The sequence below is a fragment of the Edaphobacter modestus genome, assembly GCF_004217555.1.
Classification (GTDB): Bacteria; Acidobacteriota; Terriglobia; order Terriglobales; family Acidobacteriaceae; genus Edaphobacter; species Edaphobacter modestus.
Genome location: NZ_SHKW01000001.1, coordinates 4,868,437 through 4,886,533, shown reverse-complemented (window position 1 = coordinate 4,886,533; position 18,097 = coordinate 4,868,437). Strand labels below are relative to the sequence as shown.

Genomic DNA, 18,097 nt, shown 5'->3' with positions numbered 1-18,097 from the left:
TCCACGCCACGGCTTCAGCCCACCTCCCCCGTGAAGCGATAAACTGGATGCACATGGTCTTCTCTTCGCTCTTCGGCAAACGTCCGACCGAACCTGAATCTCCGGAGCCCGCGGCGCCCGAGCAGCCGAAGCTCAGCCTCTTCGACCGCATGAAGCAGGCGGTCACCCGCACGCGCGAATCTCTCTCGGACTCCATTAGCTCTGTTGTGGCTCTCACCCGCGAGGTGGATCAGGCCTCGCTCGACGAGCTCGAGCCACGCCTGCTGGCCGCCGACATCGGCTCTGCCACAACGGCCATCATCATGGAGAACCTCCGTCAGCGCGCCCTCCGCACCGGCATCGAGAGCGGAGCCCAGCTCAGGCAGATCCTCAAGGTCGAGCTCAAGCAGATCCTCGACGGCGTCTCTCGCCCCATGCAGCATCCCGCCGCTCCTCCTGAAGTCATCCTCATGGTCGGAGTCAACGGAACCGGAAAGACGACCACTACCGGCAAGCTCGCCAATCTCTATCGCACGCAGGGCCGCAGCGTTCTTCTCTGTGCGGCCGACACCTTCCGCGCAGCCGCCATCGAGCAGCTCGAGGTCTGGGCCCAGCGCTCCGATGTGCCTGTCATCAAGACCAAGCAAGGTGGAGATCCCTCGGCAGCCCTCTACGACGCTCTGACTGCCGCCAAGGCGCGAGGCACAGACGTCCTCATCGCCGACACTGCTGGCCGCCTCCACACCAAGACCGACCTGATGAAGGAGCTCGACAAGATGCGCCGCACCGCCGAGAAGCTGGTCCCCGGCGCTCCCCACCAAACCTTCCTCGTTATGGACGCGACCACGGGCCAGAACGGCCTGCAGCAGGCGCGCCTCTTCACCGAAGCCGCCCGCGTCAGCGGAATCGTCCTCACCAAGCTCGACGGCACGGCCAAGGGAGGCATCGTCCTCGCCATCGCCACCGAGCTGAAGCTGCCGGTCCTCTACGCCGGAATCGGCGAAAAGATCGACGACCTGATTCCCTTCGACAGCACCGCCTTCATCGACTCCCTCGTCGGCTAGCCCTCTTGGCCCAGCCATCACGAGCCCGCATTTATCCTCTAGACGATGGCATCCACCGAACAGCTACAACGGGACCGGGAGCACATGCGCCGCGCTCTCGAGCTTGCCTCCGAGACAACCTCCCTCACCAGCCCCAACCCCCAGGTTGGCTGCGTCATCGTTCAAGACGACGTCGTTCTGGGCGAAGGCGCGCATCTCTATGACCGCTACGACCACGCCGAGATCGTGGCCCTCAAGCAGGCCGCAGCCCGCGGCCACTCCGTAAAGGGAGCCACTGCCTACGTCACGCTCGAACCCTGCAGCCATCACGGCCGTACCGGACCCTGCGCCGACGCTCTCGTCGCCGCAGGCATCGCGCGCGCCGTCGTTGCCACCACCGATCCCAATCCGCTTGTCAGCGGCCGGGGTCTCGAAAAACTGCGCGCCGCAGGCATCGAGGTCACCGTCGGAGTCCTGCAACAGGAGGCCCGCGAGCTCAACGAAGGCTTCGCGCACTTCATCCGTGCCCGCACTCCCTTCGTTACCCTGAAGGCGGGGCTCTCCGCGGACGGCAAGCTCGCGCCGCAGGCCTCGCACCGCATCCCCAACCAGCCCTATTGGCTCACCGGCTTTGCCGCAAGGAATCAGGTCCAGGTTCTTCGCCACCAATCAGACGCCGTTCTCACCGGCATCGGCACCGTCCTCGCAGACGACCCGCAGCTCACCGACCGCAGCGGTCTCTCCCGTCGGCGTCCTTTGCTTCGCATCGTGCTCGATACCCATCTCCGCATCTCGCGCTCCTCACAGCTTGTGCGCACCGCCGATCACGATCTGCTCCTTCTCACCGGCGTCTCCGCGCCCGACTCCCGAATTTCCGAACTCGTCCGGGCCGGCGCCCAGGTAGAGACCGTACCGCATCACGCCGGCCTTCTCTCGCTTCCCGCCGTCCTGTCTGCTCTCGCAGAACGAAACATCCTCAGCGTTCTGCTCGAAGGCGGCTCCCACATCAACGGAGCCTTCCTCCAGCAGAAACTCGTCGATAAAGTCGTCCTCTTCTCCTCCAGCATCACGCTGGGCGATCAGGCCGTCCCCTTTGCGACCGGCATCATTTCTCCCTCCGAACTCGAACCCTCCCTTCACCGCATCACTCGCACCGCTTTCGGTGCGGACACCAGCGTCACCGGCTACCTCCGCGATCCCTGGCCGACGGAATAATCTGCGCTCCGCTGCTATCGTTACAGGGAGAAAGGCGAGGAGACGCCATGGCCGATCGCACCCGGGTTACCAGAAGCAGATTCGAGTTCGAGGAAGACGGCAAAATCGCCTATCTCGAGTTCGAGACCGACGACCACGGCTGGCTCACCCTTCTTCACACTGAGGTTCCCCCCGAGCTTCGCGGACGAGGCATCGCCGGCACGCTGGTCCAAACTGCCTTGCAGTATGGCCGCGACAATCGCCTGCGTCTCGATGTCCTCTGCCCACTCGCCGCCGACTACCTTGCCCGCCATCCCGAGCTCAGGCAGACTCCAGACTTCACGCCCTCCGCTGAACCGCCCAAATAGCGTCCGCTCGCACGACCCTTCGATTCGTTGGCCCCATCGCCCCTCCGGCTGCGAAAGTACGATGACAACACCGACCAGAGGTAGAAGGAGCAAGTTGCTGCATTTGTTGTAAGAAAATAAACCTGTAACCAACAGGATCAAATAACCATTATGAAAAAGAAACAACTAGAAATTGCAGCCAGGGCAGCAGATTCATTCCCAATCACCGAAACTATGGAGTCGAACTCTCTCTTCACCCGGCGTGAAATGCTGGGAATAACCGGTTTGGCCGGTTTGGCCGGCTTGACGGCTTTGACGGCTTTGACGGCTTTGACGGCTTTGACGGCTTTGACGGCTTTGACGGCTTTGACCGGTATCGTACCCGATGCTGTTGCGCAGACTGCGCAAAAACGGCCTCGTATCGCCTGTCTCGTCAGCTTTTGGGGTCTCCCGACTTCACATGCGGACTGGATCGTCAACAAGCTATTGGACGGTTATTGGTGGAAGGGCGCCCACACTCCTTCGCGGGTGGACGTGGTGTCCGTTTACATCCATCAGTTCGACACGAGCTTACTGGGTCAGAAAGTATGCAAAGCGAAAAACATTCCGATCTATAAAACAGTAGGTGAAGCCGTCACGCTTGGCGGCAAGGAACTTGCGGTGGATGGTGTTGTCATAGTCGCAGAACATGGGAATTATCCAACCGATCTCAAGGGGCACTGGCTCTTGCCGCGCTGGTGGATTTATCAGCAGGTCATCCGGGTTTTCGAGCAGAGCAAACGCTCGGTGCCCGTGTTTAACGACAAGCACCTCTCCTACAATTGGGACGACGCCAAGTGGATGTTTGACAAATCCCGTGAACTGAACTTTCCCCTGACCGGGGGTTCCTCCATACCGACTTACTTCCGCAAGCCCGAGATAGAACTCGCTACCGATACGCCGATCAAGAACTCGATCGTGGTTGGAAGCTCCCCAGATGAGGGAGCGATTTCCCATTGTGTCGACGTGCTTCAGGCATTTGTAGATCGCCGCAAGGGCGGTGAGACAGGCGTCAAGTCGGTGCAGTCCATTCGCGGGCCTGAAACATGGAAGTGGGTCGAAGGTAATCCCTGGGCCGGTAACCTGCTCGAAGCAGTGCGGAAAAATTTTGACCTGAAGCCGGGACACTTCCAGGAGGGCCGGCGACCGAACGTTTGTATCGTGGAGTACAACGATGGGACCAAAGCGGCGGTCATTTCGGGCGAGGGTGTGGGGTGGACCTATGCCGGCGAAATCGCAGGGCAGAAAGACCCGACGATCGTCTCGATGCTTGGCTGGCCCGGCCCCATCTCGCAATACCACGCTGCGAACGCCCACGAGCACTGGATCACCGAGATGATGCTGACCGGAAAGGAACCGTTCAATGCGGAGCGGCTGCTTCTGTCAACCGGGATTGTGAACCACTACATGGAATCAAACTGGGAGAACGGCCGTTACTCTGCCGTCGGACGCCGCATCGAGACGCCGTTCATGAACATGAAATATCACTCGACACACGGACCGCTCTTTGAAACGGGGCAGCGGCCGCCGAATACCCCCTACATACGGGGTTTTGAATCATAGGCTCTCCGCGAGCTGTGGAGCGCCGAGCCCACTTCGGCGCCCCACAGAGCTGACCAAACCTGCGGTATCCATCGCCTTTTTCGCTTCGCCCCCGAAAAGTCGCTTTTCGGAAACTTCAGTCCTTCTCCAAACTGACCCACTACCGAAAGTCTTCCCCAGTCGCCTCTTCTCCGCGCTTCGCGTTACCCTGTAGATATGTTCACCGGCCTCATCGAAACCACGGGAACCGTCCTCTGCGTAACCCCCAGCGCCGGCGTCACCCGCATCACCATCGGCGCACCCGTAGCCCTCGTCAACCGACTCTCGACAGGTGACTCAGTCGCCGTCGGCGGAGTCTGCCTCACCGCGCTCGACATCGAGCCCAACGCCTTCCCTCCGCGCTTCTCCGCCGATCTCGCCGCCGAGACCATCGCGCGAACCACCCTCTCGCGCCTCAAGCCCGATGCCGTCGTCAACCTCGAGCTCCCCACTCCCGCCGGCTCTCCCCTCGGCGGCCACGTCGTCCAGGGCCATATCGATTCCACGGCAACCCTTCTCGCGCTCGAGCCGATCACCCCCGACACCGAGATCACCGACTATCGTCTCCGCTTCACCATCCCCGACGACCTCATCCGCTACGTCGTCGAAAAGGGATCCATCACCGTAGAGGGAATCTCTCTCACCGTCGCCGCCATTCATGGCAATCAGGTCGAGATCGCCATCATCCCTCACACCTACGCCGCCACCAGTCTTCGCTCGCTCTCGCCCGGAGACGCCCTCAACATCGAGGTTGACGTCCTCGGAAAATATGCCGAGCGTCAGGGCGAAAAGTCCGGCTTCGTCCTCACCGAACAGTACCTCATCGCCAACGGCTACTAGCCCCAAACCTCCCCAAGGAATCAGCATGAGCCCCGTCACCGAACCCTTGCATCGCCCTCCCTTCCAACCAGCAAAGCTCCTCATGCTCGTCGGCGACTTCGTCGAGGACTACGAAGTCATGGTGCCCTTCCAGGCACTCCAGATGGTCGGCCACACCGTACACGCCGTCTGCCCCGGCAAGAGATCCGGCGATCGCGTCCGCACCGCCATTCACGACTTCGAAGGCGATCAGACCTACTCCGAAAAGCCCGGACACAACTTCGTCCTCAACGCCGCCTTCGACGACATCAAGCCCGAAGACTACGATGGTCTCGTCGTCCCCGGAGGCCGCGCCCCGGAGTATCTCCGCCTCAACCAGCGCGTGCTCGAGATCATTCGCTACTTCGACAGCTCCGGGAAACCCATCGCCGCGCTCTGCCATGGCCCCCAGCTCCTTGCCGCCGCTCGCGTCATCGCCGGCAAGCGCCTCAACGCCTACCCGGCCTGCGCCCCCGAAGTCGAGTTGGCAGGCGGAACCTTCGTTCCCCTCGAAGTCACCGAGGCCATCACCGACGGCAACCTCGTCACCGGCCCCGCCTGGCCCGCGCATCCGGCCTGGCTCGCCCAGTACCTTCAGGTTCTCGAAGCCTCTCTCACCAAATAATCGCCAGCACCTTGTCAGGGGCCAGTCTCGGCCGGCCCCCGACCACAAACCCCGCCAGGCGATCCCCCATGATTCCTCGATAAATCCACCTCTCTCCTCACTTAGCGTTAGAGAGGCACAACCCCGATCTTTCCCACACTCCTAAAGAATCTTTTCCCCACGATTCGCCATCAATTAGATGATTATCGAATCATCGTAATCAGAAGGACACCGAGAGAGAAGAGGGTCAGAGAGATGAGCAAGCTTACAGGCAAAGTAGCAATCGTTACAGGAGCCTCCAAGGGCATTGGAGCTGATATCGCCAAAGGTTTGGCTAAGGAAGGAGCATCCGTCGTCGTCAACTATGCCTCCAGCAAGGAAGGCGCGGACAAGGTTGTCGCCGAGATCACCAAGGCTGGCGGCAAGGCCGTAGCCGTTCAGGGCGACGTCGCCAAGGAAGCTGACGTGAACCGCATCTTCGCCGAGACCAAAAAGTCCTTCGGCAAGCTCGACGTACTCGTCAACAACGCAGGTGTCTATCAGTTCGCCCCCATTGAGGAGGTCAGCACCGAACTCTTCAGCCGCCTCTTCAACACCAACGTTCTTGGAACCTTGCTCGCCAGCCGCGAGGCCGTGAAACTCTTCGGCGAAGACGGCGGAAGCATCATCAACATCGGCTCGGCCGCCACCGAGATCAACGTCCCCACCAGTTCCGTCTACACCGCCACCAAAGGCGCCGTAGATTCCATTACCGCCGTCCTCTCCAAGGAGCTCGGCCCAAAGAAGGTGCGCGTCAACTCCATCAATCCCGGCATGGTTGAGACCGAAGGCGTGCATACCGCTGGCTTCATTGGCACTGACTTCCAGAAAAACTTCGAGGCCCAGACTCCGCTCGGCCGCATCGGCCAGGTTGGCGACATCACTCCGCTCGCGGTCTTTCTCGCCTCCAGCGACTCAGGCTGGCTCACCGGTGAGACCCTGGTTGCGTCGGGCGGCCTTCGCTAAACACGACAGCTTCACTCCACGCCGATCGCCGTCTTCCTCGCCTCAGCCGATTCGGCCCGCTCACCTGCGGGATCCTCTTCGCCTCCGGCGGTCTCCGGCAGCCAATATTTGTTCGCACAAACAACAAGGGCAGTCCCAAAAGGACTGCCCTTTCCATCACCGGACCAGCACCACCCGGACCCGGTGACAACTTGCGAGCTCTTTTAGATCGAGCTCATATTGTGCAGGAACTCCTGGTTGTTCCTGGTCTTGGCCAGCTTATCGGTCAGAAGCTCCATCGCCTCCACCGGAGAAAGCGGGTTCAGAACCTTTCGCAGGATCCAGATCCTCTGCAGGTCTTCCTTCGGAATCAGCAACTCTTCCTTACGTGTGCCCGAGCGTTGAATGTCGATCGCCGGGAAGACGCGCTTGTCGACCAGCTTGCGGTCCAGGATCACTTCCATGTTGCCCGTGCCCTTGAACTCTTCGAAGATCACTTCGTCCATCCTCGAACCGGTATCCACCAGGGCCGTCGCAATAATCGTCAAAGACCCGCCCTCTTCGATGTTCCTGGCCGCGCCGAAGAACCGCTTCGGACGCTGGAGCGCATTGGAGTCCACACCGCCTGAGAGTACCTTGCCGCTCGGAGGAACGATCGTGTTGTAGGCGCGCGCCAGTCGCGTGATCGAATCCAGCAGGATCACCACATCGCGCTTATGCTCCACCAGCCGCTTGGCCTTCTCGATCACCATCTCGGCCACCTGTACGTGGCGCGCCGCCGGCTCGTCGAAGGTCGAAGAGATCACTTCGCCCTTCACCGACCGCTGCATGTCCGTAACCTCTTCCGGGCGCTCGTCGATCAGCAGAACGATCAGCACCACCTCGGGATGGTTGGAGGTAATCGAGTTCGCGATGGACTGCAGCAGCATCGTCTTGCCGGTACGCGGAGGAGCTACGATCAGGCCGCGCTGGCCCTTACCGACAGGGGTCAGCAGGTCCATCACCCGGCCAGAGATGTTGTCTCGCACCGTCTCCATCTTTACGCGCTCTTCGGCGTAAAGCGGGGTGAGGTTGTCGAACAAAATCTTGTTGCGGGTCTCTTCAGGAGACTCGAAGTTGATCGCCTCGATCTTCACCAGCGCGAAGTATTTCTCGCCCTCGTGCGGCGGACGTACGTTTCCGCTGATCGTGTCGCCTGTCTTCAGATCGAACTTGCGAATCTGGGAAGGCGATACATAAATGTCATCAGGACCGGGCAGATAGTTGTAATCGGGAGAACGAAGGAAGCCGTAGCCGTCCGGAAGAATCTCGAGGACACCTTCGGCAAAGATGTGGCCCTCCTTCTCACTCTGTGCCTGCAGAATCTTGAAGATCAGATCCTGCTTGCGGAGTCCGCTCGTGCCGGCGATATCGAGACCGCGGGCCAGCTTACCCAGCTCGGCGATGTTGTGTTCTTTCAACTCTGAAATTGTCATGGTTTTACCTTGCGATGAATGGAAATGTCGGGAACTTGGGCGGGATGTGCCTGAAAGAGGATCCTGCGGAGGGCCTGGAAGAAATCTGAAGTTTTATGGGATGGATTGGGTGGTGCGGAAAGGGGTTGGAATGGTTAAAGTGGGCCGAAGGCCGCGCGTTATGCCGCGCGGCGCTCCTGCAGGTCTATCTTCTGTACTGGGGCTTCGGCGTCGCCTGTAGGAACAGAATCCTTGAAGCGGTCCAGAACCTCGTTTGTCGTGTCCTGCAAACGGGTGTTCGGTTTGTGCAGCTTACGGGTCGCCTTCGACGCCAGCTGACAAAGCTCATAGCGGTTCTTCACGTGAGTGAGGGCTCCAAAAACAAGATCCGAGCGCATCATCTTCTCCTTTATTTCAATTCCTCTTGCGGCAAAAAGCATCTTGCGCTCACTCCCCGCAATAAAATTTTTAGTTGAAGCAGGTCCGTTAACGACTGCCACAATTCTTTAGACGCCAAACCCCGGCAAAGGGATTCCAATTTCTATGTAAATCTCTCAAACAAAACCCGATCCACCCAAAAAAACAACAAGCAGACGAGGCAATCTTACGCTTCGCCCCTCAGAGCGAAACGTCGTTAAAAACCCTGTTTCTCCTGGTATCGTCAGCGGCTCAAAAGCGCCTGGGCATGCAACAGAAGGAAGCAGAGGGGGAACACAAGGTATGCCTGGTGCCCAATCAGCCGGACCGCCGTGCGTATCTGGCGGGAACAGCCCCGACCATTAGAAAAATAAATCCTTCTAAGCCTGCGGTCAATACTTATTTTGGGAAATGACCTCCGAAAAATTCCATTAAACGGAGTACCGGTCGTCTCGAAATTCCTCTCCCCCCAAAATCCCTGTCAAGCCCTCAAAAGGAATATCGTCCACAAATAATTGATAACAAAACGAATAACCCTGCAGCCATTTTGCCGATTAGATAGCTTCGATTCCCTACAATAAAGAGATAGAAAAAGGAAGAAGGTAAAGCAGAAGAAGTTTACCCGCAACCTGCGTGGAATCAATATTTCCCCACCTAAAGCACTTACTATCAATATTTTACGAAAGCGGTACCAAAGTAAACCAATTTGAATCAATAAGTTGTGGAAACAAGGGGGAGGTCAGGCCCAATAACTTCGATCCAGGGTCCGATACTGGATCGCCTCAGCGATATGCCTCGTGCCGACGCTCTCCGCTGAATCCAGATCCGCAATCGTCCGCGCAACCTTGAGGATCCGGTCATGAGCCCGCGCACTAAGCCCCTGCTGCTGCATCGCGCGCTCCAGAAGCCGCTCGGCATCGGATTCGAGAACACAGAAGGCGCGAATCTGCTGCGTATTCATCTGCGCGTTGGCAAAGACCTTCCGGCCAGCTCCCTTGCTTGAGCCTTTCGTTCGCTCCGCCGCCTCGCCGAACCGCTCGTGCTGTCGCCTCCGCGCAGCCAGAACCCGCTCCCGAATCTCCGCCGAGCCCTCCGCAGCCGCTCCACCCCGCAGCTCCTTGTACTCGACCGCAGGAACCTCTATATGGATATCGATTCGATCCAGAAGAGGTCCGCTCACCTTCGAGACATATCGCTGGATCATCGGCGGTGTACACATGCACTCACGCCGCTTGTCATTGAAATAACCGCAGGGACAGGGATTCATCGCCGCCGCCAGCATGAACCGCGCCGGAAAGCTCAGGCTCATCGCCGCCCGCGAGATCGTCACTGTTCCATCCTCCAGCGGCTGCCTGAGAACTTCGAGAACATTGCGCGGAAACTCCGGCAGTTCGTCGAGGAACAACAGCCCGTTGTGCGCAAGCGATACTTCGCCCGGTCGCGGAACCATTCCGCCGCCGATCAATCCGGCGTCGGAGATGGTGTGGTGCGGCGAGCGGAACGGTCTCTGCGCCACCAGTCCCTGCTCTCCGTCGAGCACGCCTGCGACGGAGTGAATCTTCGTCGTCTCCAGCGCCTCCTCGAACTTCAGCGGAGTGAGGATCGAAGGAAGCCGCTTGGCCAGCATCGTCTTTCCCGACCCTGGCGGCCCGATCATGAGAATGTTGTGTCCACCAGCCGCTGCAACTTCGAGCGCACGTTTGGCCACGTGCTGCCCGCGAACATCCTTGAAGTCGAACGGGAAGTGCTGTGTCTCGTTCAACAGATCGTCCGCCTTTACCGCAAGCGGAGTAGCAGTGATTGTTCCTGTTGCCGCCGAGTTCAACAGCTCACGAACCTCGATCAGACTCTTCACCGGGTAGACGTTCACGCCCTCGACGACCGCGGCCTCCCGCGCATTGCTCGCCGGAACAATGACATTTCTGATGCCGTTCGCAAGCGCCGCAACCGCGATCGGCAGCGTCCCGGGAACCGCACGCAGCGAGCCATCGAGTCCAAGCTCGCCGACAAGCAGAAAGTCATCCAGATCCTTGATCGCCAGCGCGCCGTAAGCTCCCAGGATTCCGATCGCGATCGGAAGATCGAACCCGGATCCCTCTTTCTTCAGGTCGGCGGGAGCGAGGTTGATCGTAATCTTGGTCGGAGGAATCTCGAAGCCGGAGTTCTTGATCGCTGAACGCACGCGGTCCCGACTCTCACGCACTGCGGCGTCGGGAAGTCCCACAGTGCTGAACTGCTCCTTGTCGAGCTTGATCTGCGAGAAGTCCACCTCGACATCAATCAGGTGAGCGTCGATTCCATAAACGGCAGCACTGCGAGCCTTAAAAAGCGTCATCGAGCCTGATATGTCCTTGAGGCAGTTAGGTGTGGGCCGAGTATAGCACCGCGATGCGGACGCTTCCTCTCCCACCGAAGCGTCAGAAGCTGCACAGCGAGAAGTACCGCGCAACAAGTGCCCTTTTGTTGCGCCTACAATAGTCCCGTGAATACAAGCCTCTTCGAGCTCTTCAAGATTGGTATCGGCCCCTCGAGTTCGCACACCGTCGGTCCCATGCGAGCGGCTCTGCGCTTCGCGCAATCACTCGACAAGACGGGAAGGCTCTCGGAGATCTCCCGGATCACGGTCGACCTCTACGGTTCACTCGCGCTCACGGGACTGGGTCATGGAACAGACCGCGCGATTCTTCTCGGCCTCGCCGGCGAAGCTCCCGACACCGTGGACCCAGCGGTCATCGATGCGGAGCTGGCTGCAATCCGGTCGACCGGAACGCTCTATCTTCTCGATCGTGAACCAATTCCCTTCACCGAGACCGAGCACCTGCACTTCTGCCGCAATCAGATGTATCCCGATCCGCGCAGACCGACACACCCGAACGGCATGCGCTTCTCCGCATTCCTCACGGACGGTTCGATCCTGGCGGAAGAGGTCTTCTACTCCATCGGCGGAGGCTTCATCCTCTCCGCAGACGAGTTCGAGACGCAGCAGAGCACAAAAGGAGCGTCGACTCGTCCGGTCCCCTATCCCTTCTCGAGCGGCGCCGAGTTGCTCTCGACTGCCGCGGCGCACCACCTCACGATCGCGGATCTTCTGCTTGCCAATGAGACATCCCTGATCTCGGATGCAGCGATCCGCCGGCCCCCCCTTTCCGAAGAGGTATTGCATGCAAGCGCGGAAGATCAGGTCAAAGCGGGCATTCTCGCGATCTGGAAGACGATGCAGGACAGCACCGAACGCGGCCTTGCGACGGAAGGCATTCTTCCCGGAGGGCTCAACGTTCGGCGACGCGCTCCCCGGCTCGCATGCCGGTTGGAGACCGGAAGTTCAAGCGATCCTCTGGCGCCGATGGATTGGGTAACGGTCTATGCGATGGCCGTCAACGAGGAGAACGCTGCTGGAGGAAGAGTGGTCACCGCGCCAACCAATGGAGCGGCAGGAGTGATTCCGGCTATCGCACACTATTACACGCGTTTCATCGACGGAGCCAATGAAGACGGAATTCTTCGCTACTTTCTGACTGCCGCTGCCATCGGCATCCTCTACAAGGAAAATGCCAGCATCTCGGGAGCTGAAGTCGGATGCCAGGGAGAAGTTGGCGTCGCCTGTTCCATGGCTGCTGGAGGTCTGGTTGCCGCGCTGAGCGGGACGAACGAACAGATCGAACATGCCGCCGAGATAGCGATGGAGCACAACCTCGGTATGACCTGCGATCCCATTGGAGGTCTCGTCCAGATCCCCTGCATCGAACGCAATGGCATGGGAGCGGTCAAAGCGATCAACGCCGCCCGTATGTCAATCCACGAGACCGGCGGCCACAAACTTTCGCTCGATCAGGTGATCGCGACGATGTACCAGACCGGCATGGACATGCAGTCGCGCTATAAGGAGACTTCACTGGCGGGCCTGGCGCTGAACATCATCGAATGCTGAGCGAGACTAAAAACGGTTGAAGCGACCTACGTTGATCCAGTAGCGCGTCTCGAGCAGAACTTCGCCATCGGCGGCAAATCGTTCAAAGTAATCGCGCAGAGCCTTTTCGAAGAGGGGAAAACTCGGGTGGTCCTTCGAGGGGCTGTGCGAGAGCGACAGAGTCATTCCGCGCAGATCCTCCCAACTCAGCGACATTGTTCCCAGAATCTCCTCGTGATGAAAATCGCGCGGCAGATCGGATTTCAAATTCCTGTACACCTGATAGCCGGCATGAGTGTCCGCTTGGTCTGGAGAGAACTCGCGCAGAAGCTGCTCGAATACCTGGTTTTCTTCGCGCCCCTTCTCGGTTCGGCCAAAGGCAACGACGGCAATCCACCCATCTGGTTTCAGGATGCGTCGAAACTCTGCGAGCGCCTTTTGCCGATCGAACCAATGCATCGCGCGACCAGCAGAGACCATGTCAACGGAACCGGATTCGAGGTTCGTGTCTTCCGCTGTACCGTCAACGATCTGGAGCAATCGATCGTCTTCGTGCAGCGCACGACACATCTGTCTCATCTCGGAGTTAGGTTCGACGGCGCAAGTGCGGTTGCCGTTTGCCAGAAAGATGTCACTGAGCATGCCTGTGCCGGCTCCGATGTCGGCAATCAGCCAGTCAGAGGTAAGGCCGCAGAATTCGCGGAGGATCGGCAGAACAATCTCGGGGGAATACCTTTCGCGATAGCGCGCATATTCAACAACTTTGCCATCGAATCGGCGAACACTCTTCATTTTTGCATTCTCTGCTCTTGAATCGATACGAACAACTGCCGGTCCTTACGAGATTCTTTCCACTGCCATCGCCACAGAGTTGCCTCCCCCCAGACACAACGCCGCAACTCCTTTTTTTCCATCGCGCCGAATCAGTTCATGAAGCAGCGTGACCAGCACGCGCGCACCGCTTGCTCCAATCGGATGACCGAGTGCGACGGCTCCGCCGTTGACGTTTACCTTGTCGAGAGGAAGACCGAGCTCATGGGTCACTGCGAGAGCCTGCACGCTGAAGGCCTCGTTCAGTTCGTAGAGATCGACATCGCGACGGTCCCAGCCGGCTTTCTCGAGCACCCGCCGCACGCCGATCACGGGAGCCATCATCACCCATCTCGGCTCCACTCCGCTCACTGCCTGCGCCCGGATCGTCGCCATTGGTTTCAAACCAAGTGCAGCCGCCTTGGTGGAGGACATGATCACCAGCGCCGCACCGGCATCATTCACGCCAGGCGCATTGCCAGCCGTAACCGTCCCATCCTTCTTGAAAGCCGGCTTCAATGCGGCCAGTACATCCAGCGAAGCATCTTCGCGAACGCTTTCATCTCGACGAATCACGACCGGGTCGGCGCCCTTCTTCTTCGGGGCCAGGGTAACGGGCACAACCTCTGCATCAAAGCGTCCTTCACGCCATGCCGCAGCGGCACGCCGGTGTGATTCCAGAGCGAAGGCATCCTGCTGCTCCCGGGTGATGCCATATTTTTCCGCGACCAGCTCGCCGGTCATCCCCATGTGTTGATCGTCGCAAGCGCACCACAAGCCATCGCGAATCATGGAGTCGACCGCTGCACTGTCGCCCATCCGAAATCCCCGGCGCGCTGCTGGAAGCAGATAGGGCGCGTTGGACATCGACTCCATGCCTCCTGCCACGACAACCGCGGCGTCTCCCGCCATGATGTTCTGTGCACCGAGTGCGACCGCGCGCAATCCACTGCCACAGACCATGTTGATGGTCAGCGCGGAGACCGTATCGTTGAGGCCGCCACGGAGTGCAGCCTGCCGCGCCGGGTTCTGTCCCAATCCCGCAGGCAGAACGCATCCCATGACACACTCGTCCACACTGGCCGGCTCAATTCCTGCTCTGCGCATGACCTCGCGAACCGCAATCGCGCCAAGCTCCACTGCTGAGATCTCGGCGAAAGCTCCCTGAAACTTTCCAACCGGAGTCCGCGCCGCGGCAACAATTACGACGTCATCCATATCCTCACCTCGAACAGAAAAGTTCGACGCGCCAGTATAAGACTCCAGGTCGAATGATCGCATCTTGAGGTTGTCGATGCCCCTTTGGCTCGCGAATGTGCTGTGTGAAGCTTGAGCGACGGGAAGCAATCGCGGAAAAAAAGTTTAAGAATGCATCGATTTTTCTTGACAGTTAATTTTCGTAAATCTATACCTTCGTTAGCTGCAATGAAGTGTGTTGCAGAGTGCATGTCTAATCACTAGGGAGAATAGGCAAATGGCAACGAAAAAAGCAGCCAAAAAAGCACCGGTCAAAAAGGCAACCAAGAAGGCCGCAAAGAAGAAGTAAAACAACAACAGGCAAAGCAAACGGGGGACGCCGATAGCGTCCCCCGTTTCGTGTCTGCACTGTAGTTTATGGTGTGGCTGTCTTTGCGGTCTTCGGCGTTGAAAGGTATCCAGAGACCTTGTTCTTCTCAATCGAGTTGACGACCAGTTCGTAAAGTACCGGGTCTTTGCCGGTGTAAAACTGAACCGGCTCGTCGAGACTCTTATCCTTCTTCTCGATGTTGCGATCATCGGCGCTTACGTTAAGGGTGTAGCGAGAGTGTTTCTGGTCGGCCTTCTTCAACTGCAGCTTGATGGTCGAAAGCAGCGTCGGCTGCTGTCCCTTCTGCAGGGTGAACTCGTAGTAGTTCCGGTCGCCTCTGTGCTTGAGGATCTCAAGCTCATCGTGATTCTTCGCGATGAGACCGCTCATGACGCCTGCATCTCCCACCACACGAGTAAGCTGCGTCTTGGTGGCTTCAAGGTCTGTTTTTGTCGCCGCGACATCGGTCTTGACCCCGCCTACATCCGACTTCACACTGGAGACCTCACTCGAAACGGCGCCGATCTGCTTTTGTGTGGCAGCCTGGACCTCCTCCAGTTTTGCCTGAGCTATTTTCTGCTGAGCGAGAATACTCTGCGCTCTCAATTCAATCTGCTTTTGCGTCATGCCCACACTCTGGCCCAGCGTTTCGCTGGTTGCGCGCAGGCGCGCGTTCGTTGCCTCTAGCTTCTGACTCAGCTCGGCATTTTTCTGATCGGCTACAGCAAGCTTCCGCCCTGCAGCTCCCAAGTCCTTCTGCAGGGAGTAGCACCAGAACAACCCGCCCAATGCCGCCAACAATGAGATCGCTACAACTGCCAGCAGCGCTCCAGAGACCGACCGCTCCTCTACGTACTCTGTTTCCGCCATCGCACTCTCCTTTACAACCGCTTTCGTTGAACCACTTCTCTACTTCGCGCCCGCACGCCCGAAGACGGGCGACGCAACGGTACAAACAGACTATATATCCTCTCCGCTCTTAGGAGGTCATAGACTGGTCTTATGCTCTCTCCCGACATCTGCATCGCCGGAGCAGGCATCATCGGCCTCTCTCTTGCGCTGGAGCTTCGCAGCCGCGGAGCCAACGTTACTGTTTTCGAGCAGGGTGATCCTCTTGCCGAGGCATCTACCGCCGCCGCCGGAATGCTGGCTGTCAGCGATCCGGACAATCCACCGGAACTGCGCCCCCTCTCCAGGTTGAGCAGTGAACTGTATCCAGAATTTCTCGATCGTCTTTTTGATCTCTCCGGGATAGCCGTTGCGCTCCAGACGAGCACGACCATCCAGGAGGTCCATACCTATCCGGTTGAGGGAGCACGAGACCTGACGCTGCTAGGTGCGGAGACCCTCTCGTTGCTGCTTCCACAACTCAATGGCGCTCGACGCCGATTTGTCCTGCTGGAGGAACATAGCCTTAACCCCCGGGAGCTGGCTCCGGCTGTTCTCGCTGCTGTTCGCGCTGCAAAGATCGACCTTCGCAGCCACACACCGGTCCGTCTTATCCGTTCGGACCCCTCGAATGTCGAAGTTCATACCGCATCGGAGGTTCTGCGTCCCTCGTTCGTCGTGGATTGCACCGGGGCGTGGGGACTTACCCAGCTGCCTCCCGGTCATGTGCGATCGCTTCCCAGGAAGGGGCAGATGATGGCTCTTCAACTTCCAGGTACCCTGCCGCTGCATCTCGTGCTTCGAACTCCAGACATCTATATAGTTCCGCGTACAACTGGCATCCATGCCGGACGCGCCATCGTCGGTGCCACCGTTGAGGACGCCGGGTTCGACAAAACGGTCTATCCAGGTGAGATTGCGAGGCTTCGCAGACAAGCCGAGGAGCTTTTGCCGGATCTTGCCAGCGCGACAGAGGTTGAGACTTGGGCAGGACTCCGCCCCGGAACTAGCGATGGCCTTCCGTTGCTGGGCCAGGTTGCGAACAGGCACTTTATCGCGTCGGGGCACTATCGCAACGGCATCCTTCTTGCTCCAGCCACGGCGCGAGTCATGGCTCAAATGCTTTCCAGGGAGAAGCCTGCAGTGGACCTCCAGGTCTTTTCTCCTCTGCGTAAGGGATAGATTGGGATCGCACAGCCATTACGATATTCGCCCGAACTCCGTGACAATCGTTTCTCCGCTGCGCTATAACCAGATGTAATTTAAGTTTCGTGGGGGAGAAGTTCCATTATGTCGACTGTCGCTGCACCGAAGGGCCTGGAAGGCATCGTAGCCACCAACTCATCCATCTGCTGGATCGACGGCGACGCCGGCGTGCTCTCATACCGCGGCATCGACATCCATGAACTCGCTCAGCATTCGAGCTTTGAAGAGACGACCTACCTGCTGTGGTTCGGAAGACTCCCGAACGCCGGGGAGCTCACGGAGTTTTCAAAGAAGCTCGCCGAAGCCCGCAAGCTCGATCCCAAGATCATCGATCTGCTTCGCAGCGTTCCAGCCACCGCTACCCCGATGCAGGTGCTGCGCACCGCCGTCTCGCTGCTGAGCATCTACGATGTCGACGAAGCCGACAACTCTCATGACGCGAATGTGCGCAAGTCGTACCGGCTTACCTCGCAGATCGCAATGATCGTCGCCGTGTTCGACCGTATCCGCAAGGGTAAGAACATCGTGGAAGCAGACCCATCGCTTTCGCACGCAGCCAACTTTCTCTGGATGCTGAATGGAGAAAAGCCTTCGGATACCGCGACGCGGACGTTCGATATTGCGCTGATTCTGCACGCCGATCACGAACTGAACGCCAGCACCTTTGCGGCGCGGGTGATCGCGGCGACGCTTGCCGATATCCACTCGGCCATTACCGGCGCCGTCGGCGCACTCAAGGGCCCGCTGCACGGTGGCGCGAACGAAGCGACCATGCGCCTGCTCTATGCCATCGATGAGGAAGGGGCCGACCCCGCCGAGTACGTCCGCCAGATGTTCGCGGAAAAGAAAAAGATCTCCGGCTTCGGTCACCGGGTATACCACACGGAGGATCCAAGAGCCACCCACCTTCGCCGCATGTCTGAGGAGCTAAGCAAGACAGCCGGCAATATGAAGTGGTTCGAGATGTCGCGCAAGATTGAACAGTTCGTCAAGGAGGAGAAGAAGCTCAATGCCAATGTCGACTTCTACTCCGCGTCGACGTATACCCTGCTCGGTATCGATATCGATCTCTTTACGCCGATCTTTGCCGTCAGCCGTGTCGCAGGATGGGCCGCTCACGTGATTGAACAGCACGACGACAACCGCCTGATCCGGCCGCGGGCTGAGTATGTAGGTCCGGCTTACCCCTCCGCCTACACTCCCATAGGCAGCCGCTAAG

16 protein-coding genes are annotated in these 18,097 nt (G+C 58.8%); 10 read left to right on the top strand and 6 right to left on the bottom strand.

All coding sequences use genetic code 11. From position 1 onward, the window contains the following. Nucleotides 1–53: 53 nt before the first annotated feature. From ftsY to BDD14_RS20575, 7 genes are all read left to right on the top strand, one after another. Entirely contained in the window at nucleotides 54–1,043 is a 990-nt protein-coding gene (ftsY, locus tag BDD14_RS20605; protein ID WP_130420782.1) for a signal recognition particle-docking protein FtsY, read from the top strand. 45 nt (nucleotides 1,044–1,088) lie between these two features. Next, entirely contained in the window at nucleotides 1,089–2,237 is a 1,149-nt protein-coding gene (gene ribD / locus BDD14_RS20600; protein ID WP_130420780.1) for a bifunctional diaminohydroxyphosphoribosylaminopyrimidine deaminase/5-amino-6-(5-phosphoribosylamino)uracil reductase RibD, read from the top strand. 47 nt (nucleotides 2,238–2,284) lie between these two features. Beyond that, a complete protein-coding gene (locus BDD14_RS20595) occupies nucleotides 2,285–2,584 on the top strand; it encodes a GNAT family N-acetyltransferase (protein WP_130420778.1) in 300 nt (99 codons plus the stop codon). A 150-nt stretch (nucleotides 2,585–2,734) separates the two neighbouring features. Beyond that, nucleotides 2,735–4,165: a hypothetical protein gene (locus BDD14_RS20590; RefSeq protein ID WP_130420776.1), complete on the top strand. Its 1,431-nt coding sequence runs from the start codon at nucleotides 2,735–2,737 to the stop codon at nucleotides 4,163–4,165. Nucleotides 4,166–4,360: 195 nt separating this feature from the next. Then, nucleotides 4,361–5,023, top strand: coding sequence for a riboflavin synthase (locus BDD14_RS20585; RefSeq protein ID WP_130420774.1), 663 nt, complete (start codon nucleotides 4,361–4,363; stop codon nucleotides 5,021–5,023). Nucleotides 5,024–5,048: 25 nt separating this feature from the next. Further along, a complete protein-coding gene (locus tag BDD14_RS20580) occupies nucleotides 5,049–5,666 on the top strand; it encodes a DJ-1/PfpI family protein (protein WP_130420772.1) in 618 nt (205 codons plus the stop codon). A 234-nt stretch (nucleotides 5,667–5,900) separates the two neighbouring features. Further along, nucleotides 5,901–6,650: an SDR family NAD(P)-dependent oxidoreductase gene (locus tag BDD14_RS20575; RefSeq protein WP_130420770.1), complete on the top strand. Its 750-nt coding sequence runs from the start codon at nucleotides 5,901–5,903 to the stop codon at nucleotides 6,648–6,650. A 203-nt stretch (nucleotides 6,651–6,853) separates the two neighbouring features. On the opposite strand, the gene rho is transcribed toward BDD14_RS20575, so the two are convergent. From rho to BDD14_RS20560, 3 genes are all read right to left on the bottom strand, one after another. Continuing rightward, nucleotides 6,854–8,104: a transcription termination factor Rho gene (gene rho / locus BDD14_RS20570; RefSeq protein WP_130420768.1), complete on the bottom strand. Its 1,251-nt coding sequence runs from the start codon at nucleotides 8,102–8,104 to the stop codon at nucleotides 6,854–6,856. A 158-nt stretch (nucleotides 8,105–8,262) separates the two neighbouring features. Continuing rightward, nucleotides 8,263–8,481 carry a DNA-directed RNA polymerase subunit omega gene (locus BDD14_RS20565; RefSeq protein WP_130423427.1) on the bottom strand — a complete coding sequence of 73 codons (219 nt, stop codon included), beginning with the start codon at nucleotides 8,479–8,481 and terminating at the stop codon, nucleotides 8,263–8,265. A gap of 758 nt (nucleotides 8,482–9,239) precedes the next feature. Then, the gene (locus tag BDD14_RS20560; protein ID WP_130420766.1) at nucleotides 9,240–10,835 is read right to left on the bottom strand and encodes a YifB family Mg chelatase-like AAA ATPase; all 1,596 of its coding nucleotides are present in this window, start codon (nucleotides 10,833–10,835) and stop codon (nucleotides 9,240–9,242) included. A 147-nt stretch (nucleotides 10,836–10,982) separates the two neighbouring features. Between BDD14_RS20560 and BDD14_RS20555 the strand changes: the two genes are divergently transcribed. Continuing rightward, nucleotides 10,983–12,428, top strand: coding sequence for an L-serine ammonia-lyase (locus BDD14_RS20555; protein ID WP_130420764.1), 1,446 nt, complete (start codon nucleotides 10,983–10,985; stop codon nucleotides 12,426–12,428). Between the two features lie 6 nt (nucleotides 12,429–12,434). On the opposite strand, the gene BDD14_RS20550 is transcribed toward BDD14_RS20555, so the two are convergent. The 3 genes from BDD14_RS20550 to BDD14_RS20540 all read right to left on the bottom strand — a co-directional run bounded on the left by BDD14_RS20550 (nucleotide 12,435) and on the right by BDD14_RS20540 (nucleotide 15,654). Continuing rightward, the gene (locus BDD14_RS20550; protein ID WP_130420762.1) at nucleotides 12,435–13,199 is read right to left on the bottom strand and encodes a class I SAM-dependent methyltransferase; all 765 of its coding nucleotides are present in this window, start codon (nucleotides 13,197–13,199) and stop codon (nucleotides 12,435–12,437) included. A gap of 45 nt (nucleotides 13,200–13,244) precedes the next feature. Further along, on the bottom strand, nucleotides 13,245–14,435 hold the full coding sequence (locus BDD14_RS20545; RefSeq protein WP_130420760.1) for an acetyl-CoA C-acetyltransferase: 1,191 nt from the start codon (nucleotides 14,433–14,435) through the stop codon (nucleotides 13,245–13,247). 394 nt (nucleotides 14,436–14,829) lie between these two features. After that, a complete protein-coding gene (locus tag BDD14_RS20540; RefSeq protein WP_130420758.1) occupies nucleotides 14,830–15,654 on the bottom strand; it encodes a hypothetical protein in 825 nt (274 codons plus the stop codon). Between the two features lie 132 nt (nucleotides 15,655–15,786). Between BDD14_RS20540 and BDD14_RS20535 the strand changes: the two genes are divergently transcribed. Both BDD14_RS20535 and BDD14_RS20530 read left to right on the top strand, forming a co-directional pair. Beyond that, nucleotides 15,787–16,854, top strand: coding sequence for an NAD(P)/FAD-dependent oxidoreductase (locus tag BDD14_RS20535; RefSeq protein ID WP_130420756.1), 1,068 nt, complete (start codon nucleotides 15,787–15,789; stop codon nucleotides 16,852–16,854). A gap of 108 nt (nucleotides 16,855–16,962) precedes the next feature. Beyond that, nucleotides 16,963–18,096: a citrate synthase gene (locus tag BDD14_RS20530; protein WP_130420754.1), complete on the top strand. Its 1,134-nt coding sequence runs from the start codon at nucleotides 16,963–16,965 to the stop codon at nucleotides 18,094–18,096. Nucleotide 18,097: the final 1 nt, after the last annotated feature.

What these genes read in the sequence shown, in the direction of transcription:
- BDD14_RS20535 (WP_130420756.1), top strand. Translation starts at nt 15,787, where the DNA reads ATGCTCTCTCCCGACATCTGCATCGCCGGAGCAGGCATCATCGGCCTC.
- ftsY (WP_130420782.1), top strand. Translation starts at nt 54, where the DNA reads ATGGTCTTCTCTTCGCTCTTCGGCAAACGTCCGACCGAACCTGAATCT.
- BDD14_RS20540 (WP_130420758.1), bottom strand. Translation starts at nt 15,654, where the DNA reads ATGGCGGAAACAGAGTACGTAGAGGAGCGGTCGGTCTCTGGAGCGCTG.
- BDD14_RS20565 (WP_130423427.1), bottom strand. Translation starts at nt 8,481, where the DNA reads ATGCGCTCGGATCTTGTTTTTGGAGCCCTCACTCACGTGAAGAACCGC.
- BDD14_RS20530 (WP_130420754.1), top strand. Translation starts at nt 16,963, where the DNA reads ATGTCGACTGTCGCTGCACCGAAGGGCCTGGAAGGCATCGTAGCCACC.
- BDD14_RS20585 (WP_130420774.1), top strand. Translation starts at nt 4,361, where the DNA reads ATGTTCACCGGCCTCATCGAAACCACGGGAACCGTCCTCTGCGTAACC.
- BDD14_RS20590 (WP_130420776.1), top strand. Translation starts at nt 2,735, where the DNA reads ATGAAAAAGAAACAACTAGAAATTGCAGCCAGGGCAGCAGATTCATTC.
- BDD14_RS20560 (WP_130420766.1), bottom strand. Translation starts at nt 10,835, where the DNA reads ATGACGCTTTTTAAGGCTCGCAGTGCTGCCGTTTATGGAATCGACGCT.
- ribD (WP_130420780.1), top strand. Translation starts at nt 1,089, where the DNA reads ATGGCATCCACCGAACAGCTACAACGGGACCGGGAGCACATGCGCCGC.
- BDD14_RS20550 (WP_130420762.1), bottom strand. Translation starts at nt 13,199, where the DNA reads ATGAAGAGTGTTCGCCGATTCGATGGCAAAGTTGTTGAATATGCGCGC.
- rho (WP_130420768.1), bottom strand. Translation starts at nt 8,104, where the DNA reads ATGACAATTTCAGAGTTGAAAGAACACAACATCGCCGAGCTGGGTAAG.
- BDD14_RS20545 (WP_130420760.1), bottom strand. Translation starts at nt 14,435, where the DNA reads ATGGATGACGTCGTAATTGTTGCCGCGGCGCGGACTCCGGTTGGAAAG.
- BDD14_RS20575 (WP_130420770.1), top strand. Translation starts at nt 5,901, where the DNA reads ATGAGCAAGCTTACAGGCAAAGTAGCAATCGTTACAGGAGCCTCCAAG.
- BDD14_RS20595 (WP_130420778.1), top strand. Translation starts at nt 2,285, where the DNA reads ATGGCCGATCGCACCCGGGTTACCAGAAGCAGATTCGAGTTCGAGGAA.
- BDD14_RS20580 (WP_130420772.1), top strand. Translation starts at nt 5,049, where the DNA reads ATGAGCCCCGTCACCGAACCCTTGCATCGCCCTCCCTTCCAACCAGCA.